At 40.8% G+C, this 13,514-nt stretch carries 8 protein-coding genes; 1 reads left to right on the forward strand and 7 read right to left on the reverse strand.

Translation table 11 applies throughout. The features are described 5' to 3' along the window. Positions 1–109 precede the first annotated feature (109 nt). The 4 genes from H5161_RS00260 to H5161_RS00275 form a co-directional block, all read right to left on the reverse strand. Positions 110–2,755 carry a DUF2339 domain-containing protein gene (locus H5161_RS00260; protein ID WP_182768477.1) on the reverse strand — a complete coding sequence of 882 codons (2,646 nt, stop codon included), beginning with the start codon at positions 2,753–2,755 and terminating at the stop codon, positions 110–112. A 126-nt stretch (positions 2,756–2,881) separates the two neighbouring features. Next, a complete protein-coding gene (locus H5161_RS00265) occupies positions 2,882–4,243 on the reverse strand; it encodes a hypothetical protein (RefSeq protein WP_076925304.1) in 1,362 nt (453 codons plus the stop codon). A gap of 164 nt (positions 4,244–4,407) precedes the next feature. Continuing rightward, the gene (locus H5161_RS00270) at positions 4,408–5,313 is read right to left on the reverse strand and encodes a GGDEF domain-containing protein (RefSeq protein ID WP_182768478.1); all 906 of its coding nucleotides are present in this window, start codon (positions 5,311–5,313) and stop codon (positions 4,408–4,410) included. Between the two features lie 98 nt (positions 5,314–5,411). Continuing rightward, positions 5,412–5,996, reverse strand: a complete 585-nt coding sequence (locus H5161_RS00275; RefSeq protein ID WP_002961545.1) for a YqaA family protein — start codon at positions 5,994–5,996, stop codon at positions 5,412–5,414. A gap of 552 nt (positions 5,997–6,548) precedes the next feature. On the opposite strand from H5161_RS00275, the gene H5161_RS00280 reads away from it, so the two are divergent. Beyond that, entirely contained in the window at positions 6,549–7,784 is a 1,236-nt protein-coding gene (locus tag H5161_RS00280; RefSeq protein ID WP_182768479.1) for a TMEM143 family protein, read from the forward strand. A gap of 76 nt (positions 7,785–7,860) precedes the next feature. Here H5161_RS00280 and H5161_RS00285 read toward each other — a convergent pair whose 3' ends face one another. From H5161_RS00285 to H5161_RS00295, 3 genes are read right to left on the reverse strand one after another with little or no spacing between them, the layout of a single operon-like run. Then, positions 7,861–10,998 (reverse strand): efflux RND transporter permease subunit, encoded by a 3,138-nt coding sequence (locus tag H5161_RS00285; protein ID WP_182768480.1) that lies wholly within the window; start codon positions 10,996–10,998, stop codon positions 7,861–7,863. Between the two features lie 8 nt (positions 10,999–11,006). Then, complete coding sequence (locus H5161_RS00290) at positions 11,007–12,254, reverse strand: efflux RND transporter periplasmic adaptor subunit (RefSeq protein WP_182715582.1); 1,248 nt, start codon at positions 12,252–12,254, stop codon at positions 11,007–11,009. After that, a complete protein-coding gene (locus H5161_RS00295; RefSeq protein ID WP_182768481.1) occupies positions 12,251–13,513 on the reverse strand; it encodes a TolC family protein in 1,263 nt (420 codons plus the stop codon). Before H5161_RS00295 ends, H5161_RS00290 begins: the two co-directional genes overlap by 4 nt. Position 13,514 lies beyond the last annotated feature (1 nt).

The raw sequence follows: 13,514 nt of genomic DNA on the forward strand, positions 1-13,514 counted from the left end.
TTAAAAGTGTTCTAGTTAAAAGTGTTCTAGTTAAAAGCTATCAAGTAATAGCGTAAAACAAAAAGCCCAGTATCTTCACTGGGCTTTGCTTTATAAAGTGTTCATAAAATTAAACTGGATTTACTCGGCTTCTAAGCTTTTGGAACAACCAACTTAACCCCACCAACGAAAGCCCTAATCCAATAAACGAAAGCGCTTTAAGTAAGCCCTCCAAGTTAGCCATATCAATTAAAAACACTTTAACAATAACTGCAGCTAGTATGCCTAGGCCTATTTTTTGTATTAATAATTGATTTTTTAAATGACCAAAAATAACAGTACCCGCACCCAATACTAACCAAATAACAGAGTAACTATAAAGCTCTGCATTGCTCGCCCCTTTGGATAAGTAAATATAAGGACCTTGCCAGTACTGACGAATAAAGCTGTTTATTGCCAATAATATAAAGCCACCCGCAACGGCCAATATAAATGGCGTAGCTTTAGCATTTATTGGTTTTACAAGCTTGGCCAGCCAAAGCGTTAATCCTGCAGGAACTAACCACAATAGTAATAACCAGTTAAATATTGGCAGCTCACCTATGTAAAGTGATTCAAATAATGGGTTATCGTCAAGTAGTGTTTTAATAGCAAAAAGCCCTGCTAACCCCGCAAGTGCAAAACCCGCCACTTTATATAACTTAGCTAAAGTACCGGCAAGTTTTGCTCTGTGTAAATACACACACCCTAATGCAAGCCAGTTACAGGTAAGGAGTATTTGTTCGTAAAAGTTAAGTGAATCAAATTGCGGATAATGCCCTACTAGCTGATAACTTGTTTCGGTAGTAATAAAAAGCGCTAAACAATGAAGGGCTGCACCTTCGAGCCATATTTTAAGTTTTGATGAGTCAAAGCACTTAGCTGCGGCAAAAAATAACGCGATACATAACGGATAAACCACAATACTCCAATGCAAACCAAATACCGTTAACGCATCGTAGCTTGGTGTCCAAGGCGCAAGCGTTAAGCGCAGTAATAACGCAGCAACTAAGGCTTTTATAGGCCAATGCGGCATAGGCACGTTATAGCGTTTTATAAGTACGCTTATAAGTAATACTTGTACAGCCAGTGCAATGGTTAGGCCGCTGTCACTTAATAGCATGGTAACTGCTAACGTAATATTGGCATTAGCCCCTACCCAATAAGTAAAACGCTGAAATAGCGTTGTATTATGCTGCGCGAGCTTTATTAAAATAGCCGCCACTACAAACAATGCAACGGCCCAAAGTGGATATGCAGTACTTAACGCAGAATTAGGAATAAGCGTATATAAAGTAGCTATCATTACAAATGCACTAAATGCCCCCGTAATATGAAACGCTAAACGCTTAATCTGTTTTTTACCGTAATAGAGCCCAAAAGCGGTAAGTAACAACCCGAGTAATAAACCCAAACCATACTCATTTTTGAATACAAAGAGGGCGTCATCATATAGATTTGGCGAAAGATGCGTGCGCTCAGCGCCTAATACTAATAGCGTTGAAATAACTAACGCTACGCCCTGCCAAATATCCCAACGGCTATTTTTAAGGACTAAAAACAACACCAATACAATACTTAACACGCCGATTGCTTGCCACTGCATATCAAAGTGACTGATCAACATAGTAAATATTAAGGGCGCAATAAAAGCGAGTAGTAATGCATGATCTGGAAGCACTTTAATTAAGCGTTTTAAACTGTGCGGGCGATGTTCAATAACATTTAGTTTTAGACCTAAGCGCGGTATAGCAATTAACCCTACAATACTAAGTAAAGCAAATGCCCCCATTAACCAAACGGTATTAGCTTTAAGTAGCGTAAAACCAACTAAATACCAGCCAATGTGCCCAACCCATAATAAATACCACAACCAAGCTCGCTGTACTTTATGTGCAACTAACGCAGCCGACAAACTTACAAAGCCAACATACATTAACAGCGCAAATAAGTTACCACTGCCAGTGCTAACCCATAGTGGTACGCTGTAAGCGCCAATAATACCAAGCACGGCCAATAGCGGGCCTAACCTAAGCGCCATCGCGCTTGCACTAATTGCTATAATAGCTAACGCAAAAAATGCCACGGTAGGGCTCAGCATGTCGTAACTGCTGTAAGCTAAAAGCGTTAAAGCAAAACAGGTAATAAACCCGCCGCTTGCAAGCGCTGCGGGTATGTAATTATTAAAGCCTTCAAATACAATGCGTTTATGATGTAAATAAGCCGCGGCTGCAATTAAGCTAAGCCCAAATAAGCCACCTAAACTCAACCTCATTACAGGCGATAGTAATCCAGCTTCTAGGCTGTATTTAGCTAAAAATATGCCCCCAAACGCAAGCGCTATTGCGCCTATCCAGGTCATCCAGTTCTCTTCAAACCCTGCGCGCAATTTATTAAATAGTAATTCTATGGCTGATGCTTTAGCTGGTTTGGCTTTTTTAGGAGGCGCTGATGGCTGATTTATTACAGGTGGTGACGCGCTTTGGGGCGTTAAGTTTGACCGTGCTTTATAAGCGATTGGCTCAGACCTTGAAAGCGCTACCTGAGCAGTAGATGCTTCGCTTTGAGGTTCACTTTGCGATATCGGTTTATGTGTTTGTAGATGTGTTATTTTGGCCCTTAAAACAGCAACTTCTTGTTTTAATCCATTTAACTGCACTAGCGCTATTAAGCCGCAAATAGCACCGGCAACTACAACCAGTATTACTATAACGGCTAACCCAACTAAATCATCCATGGCACACTCTTATTAATTATTATGCCCTGAGTGTACCTAATTATTAATAAGTAGGTAAATTTTGTTCGATAAAAAAGCCTAAGCACTTAAAGTACTTAGGCTTTACGCTACATAATATATTTAGGTTTATTCAACACTATCGGTGATAGTACGCTCTAGGGTCATTTTATAACCTGAGCTTGTTGTTTCATCATGCTCTAAAATCAATATGTAATTACCCTCTTGTGTAAAGTCCATATCGCTTTGTTGAATAAGCACAATTTGCTGACCGTTGTCTTCATATACAGCATAAACAGTGTAAACTTCGTTATCTACAACCTGCTCTTCTTGATCGTATCTATCTAAACCATCAACTACGTTACTGGTGTCGTCTACAGTTTCGCCGTTAAGTGTAAAGTACACATCAACATCTGAAACCGATTGTCCTGCATAGCTTTCAATTAGGTTTACAACCGATACCGTATGGCTGTAACTACTTGGCGTTAGGTTTTCTTCAACGCTCATCATACGTAGACCGTTATCAACGTCGTTATAAAAAATACCCACCGCACTTTGCTCACGCTCTAGCGTCATTAAAAAGTTATCGGCAAGCTTTGTGCCTTCTTCGTCGTACATCGCTACGCTGTAACTATTAGGCGAAAGTTCAACATAGTCTGTATACGAATCACTAGCGACTGTATTTGTTGTATTTACAGTTGTGCCACGTGTAGCCGAAAAGCTAACTGGCGAGTAGTCATCAATCGTATTTATAAAACGTAATTGCCCCAACGCAGATTGGTGCTTAAGCTCAGTAACGTAATTATTATCGGTTACTACATCAAGCGTAATACCGCCTTCTTCTGTTGCATAACTTGGGCGGATCATTGCTACATAGCTTGCTTCGTCGTATAAATAAACAGATGACGACTCGTACACAACATCACTGCTGCCCGCTTGAGTTATATAAATAGTGTAATAACCTTCATCAATGCTTTGCAGGTCTAACTCACTTAAATATTGAGCCGATGAAAAAAGTGTCGCGCTTTCAAATACGCCATCATCAGTTGCTAAGTAAATATCGTAGTTAGTGTCTTCCCCTGCAATATTATAAAACCCTAAGTTAAACTCACCCGTATCGCTTGTGATAGGTACGCTAAGCTCTGTAAATGTAGGTTCATCGAAGTTGCCGCTCATTACTACTAACTGTGTTTTGTCACCTTTAATAGAAATTTCTTGGTCGCTAATTGTTATATAGCTGTCGTTAGCATCTAGGTATTCAAAACTTACATCATAAGTACCTGTACTGTAGTTATGGCGAGTAGTTACATCGGCAAAATCAGCGCCTGAACGCTCTGTTTCTTCAACAAACAAACGCGTGTATGGGCTATTGTAAGAGCCGTTATACAATTGGATGTAACCTGTAGAGCTTGAGCTATCGTCAGAGCCACAGCCCGACAAAATAGTAATTAGACTTAAGGGTAATGCAGCTTTTAAAAGGGAGTTGGTCATTAAGGTTATTCCTTATTATTAATATCTCCATTATGACCCAAACATTCTATTTTAATTTCATGATTTACAAAGCATTACCCTCACTGACACTTCCTTACGAAAACGTTAAAAAGTGTAGTAAATGTGCAAACAATAAGGACGTGTTTTAATATAATTAAAAACGCTTACGGGGCAACTTCAAAATGATCTCGACCATTTTTTTTAGCTAAATATAAAGCTTGGTCAGCGCGCTTCATTACTTTATCTAAAGGCTCATTAGGCGTTTGCATTGCAACACCTATACTTACTGTTAAGTGACGAGAGTTTTGAATATTTATGGTGTGCGCAAGGTCAATTAATTGCTGCGAAAAATCACACGCTTGCGTCATATTATTTGTAGGCAAGTAGCCACCAAATTCTTCACCACCGAGGCGAGCAAATTTGTTTTGGTGCGTAAAAGCATTGTCGTATTTAGTTGCTAGTTCTTTAAGCATTACATCACCAACATCATGACCAAACTCATCATTGATTGCTTTAAAGTGGTCTATATCGATAATTAAAATAACGTAAGGTGAGTGCTGAGCATCTTTAGCGTGCTGATAAAAATAACGTCTATTATGTACCTTGGTTAAATCGTCAATAATGAGCTCACGCGCTAATCGGTTATTAATACTTTGTACAAAGCGCATAGTTTTAAATAAACCATAGGAAGTTAAAAGCATGCCGCTGGTTCTGCATAAGTCCTCAAAATAAATACTTATCCAATAAGGTTGCACAACTAACTCATCAAGCACGTCTGCCGTGGTGCCAATACTCCATAGTAATAAACCAAAACTAGAAAAAATATATGCTTTTTTAGATAGATCAGAGCATTGAACCATCCAAAACAGAAATATAATGACAGTTAAATTAATAAAATCGGTAGTAAAACCGTACACATTGTTTTGAACTTGTAAGGGAGGAAAGCTAGTTAGGGAGTAGGCTGAAAAAATAGCAATATAGATCAATAAAGCTAAACTTAAAACTTTATTGATCAAAGGCATTTTATAAAAGTTAGAAAGTTTAACGGTAAGTTTTACTGTTTCAATCATATTAATTGCTAGGTTTTTCAGTACTTCATTTGAAAACTATAGCACAATAATAAAAACCATCACGAAGATGAAAACCGTAATCCCCCTCAAATTTAAACTTAAACTACGGTACTAAGTCCCCACAATCCCAACACTAAAATAGTAATGCCAATCATCGCTTTAGTTTTATGTTTACTAATAATTCGCTCAGCTTCATTACCGGCATAATAAACAATAATAGCCAGGCCAAAGTAACGAATAGAACGCGCAATACCTGAGGCCAATAAAAATAACCAAATAGAGTACTTAGTCGCGCCCGCTGCAAGCATCGCTATTTGAAACGGAATGGGCACAATACCCAGTGTTATTACAAACCAAAAGCCTTGATCTTGCATTTTTTGTTTAACGTTTTCAAATTGCTCAGGGCTCGAGAGTGTATTAATAATCCAATCGCCTACTGCATCAAATAAATAGTAACCCAATGCATAACCAAACAATGCACCCACTATGCAGCCCAAGGTCGCCATTAATGCTATAAGCCATAGCTTTTCTCGACGAGCCTGCATAAGAGGCACAAGCACTGCTTCAAGTGGAATAGGAACTATGGTTGACTCTAAAAACGACGCCACTGTAATACCGCTAAGCATATGCTTAGAGTCAATAAAATTACGCGTTTTTTCTTTTAGCTTTTTTTGAATGGCCATAGTAAATCCTTTTCACTTATCAGTAAGAACAAGATTATTCAATGAGCTAATAATTACATATTTAGGTTAATACACGCTGAAAACAGTGTAGTAAATCTACAGGTCCTAGGACGTATTGATCTTTGTGGATTGAAATTTGTTCAATCCAAGGAAGATTAAATCGCGACGCGAGGTTTGTAACCTAGTAGGCTCGGTAACTGCTCCTGCGTTACCCTACTGGCTTACATCCATGTAAGAATAAGTAAAAATCGAGCAAAGCTTCCGCGTCCTGCTCACGCCCTTTACCTACATCCATGTAGGCACAAAGAGTTAATCGTCCCTAGAAAGAACCCAGAGGGCAGCGCATTTGGTATTTATGCTGCGTTATCGCCTTATTTATGGGGAATAACGACACTACATAGGCTCTGCCTTGCCTAAAAACCAAACACACAGCTGCAAATTCAACCACCAATGATCAATACGCCCTACTGCATTAACAAATTAGTAATATCCATAAGAATATTTTATTATGTGTCAATGCAGTTAAATACCTACCAAAGCAGTTAAAAACTTATGCAAAGTGCGCGTTTTATTCCTTTTAGAAAGCAAGATATTGTTGATATGTGTAGCGAAGAGCTTAAAAGCAGTACACAAAAAACATCGTTTAAACAATTTTGTGATTTACTAGCAAGCCTTATTCATTACGATTACCACTCAACACTTGAATCACTTAAAAACAACTACGCACCGTTTGATCCCAACAGTGACACGCGATCATTAGCTCCAGTATCGGAGGATCAAAAAGCGCAGTGCCAACGTGATTTTGCTAAAGATTTTGCTAAGGTACTTAATGCAGCTAACTTTGAAGTGATCACCAATGAAGACTTACAAGATGCATTGAACGAAGAGTCACTATTTAAAGTGCGCCTTGAGGTTGAATTTGATGACTTTGAAGAAGTGGTTTTTTATCGCCGTGGCGAGTCGCAACTCACTGAAACCATAACCAGCTTTTGGGGCCTTCGTAAAAAACCGCTGCACTTTACTAATTACGACCGAGTAGCCGTGTTTATTCGCTTTAAAGACAGCGCTTATTTTGAAGCTAAAAATAAAATGCCTTTAGGGTTTGAGCCAAGTTCGACCATAGTTAAGCTGTTTCAAAATGTGCCAAAGGCCGATCTCGAAATGCTATTTCCTAATAGCGAAGTACGCATGCGCCCTATTGATAAAGCAATTATTGGCTCATCGGCTTTAGTTGGCGGTGCAGTGGTACTTATAACTAAGCTTGGCGCATCAATTTTATTGTTATTTGCTCTGTTTGCTTTTTGGGGGGGCTTTAGAAGTGAAGCTGTCGAAATGACGCAACAACACTTTATTACCTTTGCTATTGGCATGGGAGTATTTGGCAGCTTTATTTTTAAAGAGTGGAGTAAGTTTAAAAACCGTAAAATTAAATTTATGAAAGCGCTTAGCGATAACCTCTACTTTAAAAACCTTGATAATAACGCCGGTGTTTTTCACACCCTTATAGACGCCGCCGAAGAGGAAGACATAAAAGAAGCGCTGCTTGCGTATACGTTTTTACTAAAATCAGAAAACGGCTTAACCGCCCAAACGCTTGATGAACAAATAGAGGATTGGTTTAAAAGTAAATATCAGTGCGAACTCGACTTTGAAATTAGTGATGCCCTTGAAAAGTTGGAGCGTATGCGCTTAGTGACGTGTACTAATGATGTGTATAGCGCAATAAATTTGGAACACGCAAAAACTATTTTGGATGAGCGCTGGGATAACCTTTTTCAATATAATTAACCTGCAAAGTTTACTTAACAACAAAAAAGCAGCTGAAACTTCAGCTGCTTTTACGTTATCTAACAGGTGCAATTAGCTAAGCTCTTTGTTGCTTGTTAAATTTTGCATGTACTAGCTTATAAAGTGCAGGCAATATTAATAGCGTAAGTAAGGTTGATGAAATAATCCCTCCTACAACAACCGTCGCCAGCGGCCTTTGTAGCTCAGCGCCGGTGCCAGTATTTAGCGCCATAGGAATAAACCCTAAACTTGCCACTAAAGCGGTCATAAGTACTGGACGCAGGCGCGAAAGTGCACCTGTTTGTATCGCATCGATTAAACTGAGCCCATCGGCTCTTAATTGTTTAATAAACGACAGCATAACCACGCCATTTAATACCGCTACACCACTTAGCGCTATAAACCCCACGCCCGCTGAGATTGAAAGCGGCATATCGCGCAGCAATAACGCAAGCACACCTCCGGTCAGTGCAAGTGGTACGCCGCTAAATATAATTAACGAATCACGAAGTGAATTAAACGCACTGTAAAGCAGGCCAAATATAAGCAATAAAGTAACTGGCACCACCAGCGATAACCGCTTACTTGCCGATTCTAATTGCTCAAATGTACCGCCGTATTCAATCCAATAACCACTTGGTAAATTAAGATCTGAATTTAAAGCGGCTTGTGCATCACTTACAAAGCTTGCTAAATCACGCCCTTCTACATTTGCAGTAACAACAACATTACGCTTACCGCTTTCACGGTTTATTTGATTAGGCCCTTTATCAATACTAATATTTGCAACTTCGCCAAGCGGTACAAATGCAAGGTCTGGGTTGGCACTTTTGGGCACGGCCACTGGCAAACGCGCAAGCTGTGATACATCGTTTGACCAGCGCTCATCTAAACGCACTAATAACGAAAAGCGTTTATCGCCTTCATAAATAAGCCCGGTTTGTACACCGCCTACCGCAGCACTTACACTTTGCTGTATATCGGTTACTGTTAAACCTAACAGCGCCATATGATCGCGAAGCGGCGTTACCGAAAGTGTAGGCAAACCTTCCATTTGCTCAAGGCGTACATCAGTTGCGCCTGTAATGTCTTGCACCAAGGCTGTGGCTTTTTCGCCATACTGTTTTAATGTTGATAAATCATCGCCATAAATACGCACCGCAACGTCGGCGCGCACGCCTGCTATTAACTCGTTAAAACGCATTTCTATAGGTTGCGTAAACTCATAATTATTACCTGGTACTTCATTTACTAAATGGCGAATTTGCTTAACCAGCTCTTCTTTACTTAAAGCGGGATCAGGCCATTGTTCGCGCGGCTTTAACATTAAAAAGGTATCGGCAACGTTAGGTGGCATAGGATCGTTTGCTACATCTGGAGTGCCAATTTTTGAAAATACTTTTTCAACTTCAGGTATGTCTAAAATGGCTTGCTCTAGCTCTTTTTGCATTTTTACCGATTGTTCAATACCGGTGCCGGTAATGCGCAGTGCGTGCATGGCTATATCGCCTTCATCAAGCTGCGGTAAAAATTCAGCGCCCATATTTTTAACTTTAAAGCCAAGTGCAATTACAAGCACAGCAGCAATGCTTAACATTACCCACGGCAACTTAAGCGATAAACCAAGCAGTGGTTTGTAGCCTTTTTTAATAACCCGCATAACCGCATTTTCGCTCTCACTCACCTTGCCACGTACAAATACCGCAATAGCCGCAGGTACAAAGGTAACAGCAAAAATAAGTGCGCCAACTAGTGCGGCTACAACAGTAAATGCCATTGGCTGGAACATTTTGCCCTCTACACCACTAAGCGCAAACAGCGGCAAATACACCAGCATAATAATTAAAATGCCAAACACCGCTGGGCTAAATACTTCTTTAGTAGCGGCGGTTACAACACTTAAACGCTCATTTAATGTAAGTAGCCTGCCATGTTTGTGCTGCGCAAGGCCAAGTTGCCTCAAACAGTTTTCAACCACAATTACAGCGCCATCAACGATTAAACCAAAGTCGATTGCGCCTAGACTCATTAAATTACCCGATACCCGATTACCCACCATGCCTGTTATGGCAAATAACATACTAAGTGGAATAACCATTGCCGTAATCAATGCGCCAGTTACGTTACCCAGTAGTAGCAGTAAAATAACAATCACTAATACCGCGCCTTCGAACAGGTTGGTTTTTACGGTTGCTATGGTTTTATCAACAAGGGTTGTGCGGTCATAAACTGCTTCTACCACAACACCTTCAGGCAAGCTTAGTTGTACATCTTTGAGTTTATCTGCCATGGCTTTTGCCACTACGCGGCTGTTTTCGCCAATTAGCATCATGGCGGTGCCAAGCACGGTTTCTTTACCGTTATAAGTAGCAGCGCCGGTTCTGAGTTCTTTACCTAGGCGCACATTTGCTACATCCTTAATGCGTACTGGTGCATCATCGCGCTTAGCAACTACGGTATTAGCTATATCATCAATGGTTTTTAATTGCCCTGGCGAGCGCACTAAATATTGCCCGTCAAAACGCTCTATAAATCCTGCGCCTTGGTTACTGTTATTTAATTTAAGTGCAGTAATTACATCGCTTAGCGTGAGCTTATAAGCGAGTAGTTTTTCTGGCATGGGCGCTACTTGATATTGGCGCTCAAAGCCTCCTTGGCTGTTTATTTCGGTAACGCCTTTTACTTTTAATAACTGCGGGCGAATAACCCAATCTTGCAGGGTACGTAAATCTTCTGCATTAAATGGCGTACCATCATCTTTTAATGCACCGTTATTTGCATGCACAGAATAAGTAAAAATCTCCCCTAGCCCGCTGGCAATTGGCCCTAAGTTTGGTTCAATATTGGCTGGCAAGTCTGATCGAATACTTTGTATGCGCTCTGATATTTGCTGGCGCGCCCAGTAAATATCGGTCCCTTCATTAAAAATAACGGTAACTTGCGAAAGCCCATAACGCGAAATTGAGCGGGTGTAATCAAGCTTAGGAATACCCGCCATTGCAGTTTCAATCAAATATGTAATGCGCTGCTCGGCTTCAAGCGGGGTAAAGCCCGGCGCTTTGGTATTTATTTGAACTTGCACGTTAGTTATATCGGGTACGGCATCAACGGCTAAATTTTGTGTGTTGTATACGCCAAACCCAGCAAATAAAAGTGTGAGCGCAAGCACCATCATGCGGCGCTTAACCGCAAAAGAAACTATCCAGTTAATCATGCTGCCTCCTAGTGTGAGTGGCTTGCGCCGCTTTTTAATATATCGGCTTTAATTACATAACTGTTTTGCGTTACGTACTCACTATTTGGCGAGAGCCCCTCAAGTACCTCTACCCACTCGCTGTTTTTAGCACCAAGCTTTACAGGGCGTACTTCAAATACATTGCCGCTTTTAATAAACACACTAGGTTTGCCGTTAAATTCCTGCACAGCTGTAGCCTTTACTCGCACTGCAGCATCTACTTTTGCAGTACTAATGTCGCTATTAACATGCATACCAGGACGCCAATGACCATCAGGGTTTGTAAGCTCGATTCGCGCACGCGCAATATGCCCGCCGCTCATCATCGGGGCTATGTAAAACACCTCACCTTGCGCATTTAAATGATGATGTAAATCGTACACTTTTGCGCTTTGTCCTATGGCGAGCTTTTCAATATTTTCAGGAAAAGCCGAGAGCTCGACCCATACGGTTTCAAGGTTTACTATTTGCATTAATGCGCTGTTGGCAAGCTCACCGCGCTTTAAATATTGCTCGGTAATAACGCCTGTAATTGGGCTTTTTATGGTGTAATTTTGTAGGGTCTCGCGGTTGGTAATACTGGCAAGTTTATCGCCTTTTTTAACGTTTTGACCAATGCTTACAAAGATATCGTTAACTAAGCCGGTATAAGGCGCCATTACTTCAACGGTGCCGTGCGCGGTGGGTGCTATAACACCAAATAAAGTATCTGTTAGTTCAACGCTACCTGCTTTTGCAATGTCGGTTTTAATTCCTGCGCGTTCAATTGCTTGGGAGCTTAGCGTTGTACGCCCTTCTTCTTGCTCATAATGATAATTTATTTCAACGCCTTTATAGCGTGCCATTACATCAAGCTTAAAAGAATGCGGCTCGTTTACGCTCACGGTACTTACTAAATAGTCATCTTCAGCTTTAAAACGAATAAGCTGTGGCTCTTCACTTAAACGCTGCACGTTTATGGTTACGTCTAACTGGTTTATATCAATGGCTTTATTGTTATTAAAGCCATATATTCGCAGCTCGGTATTACCTGCAAACTGGGTTAACTTAAGCTCTAAATCAAGGGCGTTATTGGTTAGTAAAAATCCGCCGTGTGGGCCTTTTTGTGTGTGTTCGTCTTTGTGGCCTTCTTCGTGGCCTTTTTCGTGATGGCTATCTGATGCCATAGCCGTGCTACTTAATAATGGGAGTGCAAATAATTGCGTTATAAATAATGCGATAAGAGTGTTATTCATGATTGATGAGTCTCAATTAAAGGTTGGCCAGTTAAACGCTCAAGGGTAAGCAGTACTTGATATAGCTCGCTATGGATGTTGATAAGTGCGCGTTTAGAATCAAATAAAGCTTGCTGTGCGTCGAGTAATTGCAACACCGATATTTGCCCTTGTTGATAGCTTTTTAAACTTTGTTTTATAAGCGTTTGTGCTTGTGGAATAACTTGCTGTGTTAATAGCTGTGCCTGCGCAGTTTTACCTTGGTAATACGCATACAAAGTGCGTATTTGCTGGCGTAGCTGAACACGTAATTGCCCTTGTTGCTCATTAAGTAGCGTAAGTTGATGCTTTGCAGCCTCAATATTACCGCTATTAGAATTGCTTAATTGCAGTGGCATTGAAAAAGAAAACACCAACGAGCTGGCATCAGTTTGCTGGTTATATCGCACGCCACCACCCAGGGTTAAATCGCTTTGCCCGCTTGAGCGTTGCAGCGACAAATTAGCCGTTTGCTGCATATATTGCTGCTGCAGCAGTGCAAATTCAGGTGCTGTATTTACCGCATCAAGTAGCACTGCTTCACTTTTAACAGCAGCTATTTGTGATAAATCGCCAGCATAGTAATCACTCACTTGCGGCTCTTGCCAAAGCTCGGTTAGAGCTAAGCGCGCACGCTCAAATTCGCTATTTAGCATCAGCGTATTTAAATCTACTTGGCTTAATGCATAACGCATGCGGGTTACATCAGCACTTGAGGCTGCACCCGCTTTAGCGCGTTTTTCAATTGCGTTAAGTGCCTGCTTAACGGTGTTTTTACGCTCACTATTTAAAGCAATTAACGCCTGAAATTTAAGTATTTGGTAATAGCGCTCAGCGGTGGTTGCTAAAAGTGCTAACCGAGTATTTTTATACTCAATTGTTTGCGCTTTTATATTTGCCGTGGCGTAGTTAATGCGGTTTTGGCGTTTATCACCCAGCTCTATTAATTGGCTTAAAGCCAGCGTGTACTGCGCCCCCGAAAACGCATGAGAGCCGTGAGTTCCAAAAAAATTTTCAGCTTCAAAACTCAGCTCAGGATTAGGTGAAAGCGCAGCTTGGGTTTTAAGCGCCGTTAATATTTTTTGATGATACGGGTAGCGTTTAAGTTCAGCATTTTGCTGCTCGGTATTTTTAAGCGCTTGCTTTAGCGTTAATACGTTTTGAGGCTCATTTTTTGCCAAAACGCTCATTGCAGGTAATGCGCACAGTAGCGCCACCAGCATAAGTGGTTTTTTGTTCATA

It is taken from the genome of Pseudoalteromonas sp. SG43-5 (assembly GCF_014164345.1).
Classification (GTDB): Bacteria; Pseudomonadota; Gammaproteobacteria; order Enterobacterales; family Alteromonadaceae; genus Pseudoalteromonas; species Pseudoalteromonas distincta.

Excerpts from the sequence above, each read along its gene's own strand:
- H5161_RS00260 (WP_182768477.1), bottom strand. The coding sequence starts at position 2,755 with ATGGATGATTTAGTTGGGTTAGCCGTTATAGTAATACTGGTTGTAGTT.
- H5161_RS00265 (WP_076925304.1), bottom strand. The coding sequence starts at position 4,243 with ATGACCAACTCCCTTTTAAAAGCTGCATTACCCTTAAGTCTAATTACT.
- H5161_RS00270 (WP_182768478.1), bottom strand. The coding sequence starts at position 5,313 with ATGATTGAAACAGTAAAACTTACCGTTAAACTTTCTAACTTTTATAAA.
- H5161_RS00275 (WP_002961545.1), bottom strand. The coding sequence starts at position 5,996 with ATGGCCATTCAAAAAAAGCTAAAAGAAAAAACGCGTAATTTTATTGAC.
- H5161_RS00280 (WP_182768479.1), top strand. The coding sequence starts at position 6,549 with ATGCAAAGTGCGCGTTTTATTCCTTTTAGAAAGCAAGATATTGTTGAT.
- H5161_RS00285 (WP_182768480.1), bottom strand. The coding sequence starts at position 10,998 with ATGATTAACTGGATAGTTTCTTTTGCGGTTAAGCGCCGCATGATGGTG.
- H5161_RS00290 (WP_182715582.1), bottom strand. The coding sequence starts at position 12,254 with ATGAATAACACTCTTATCGCATTATTTATAACGCAATTATTTGCACTC.
- H5161_RS00295 (WP_182768481.1), bottom strand. The coding sequence starts at position 13,513 with ATGAACAAAAAACCACTTATGCTGGTGGCGCTACTGTGCGCATTACCT.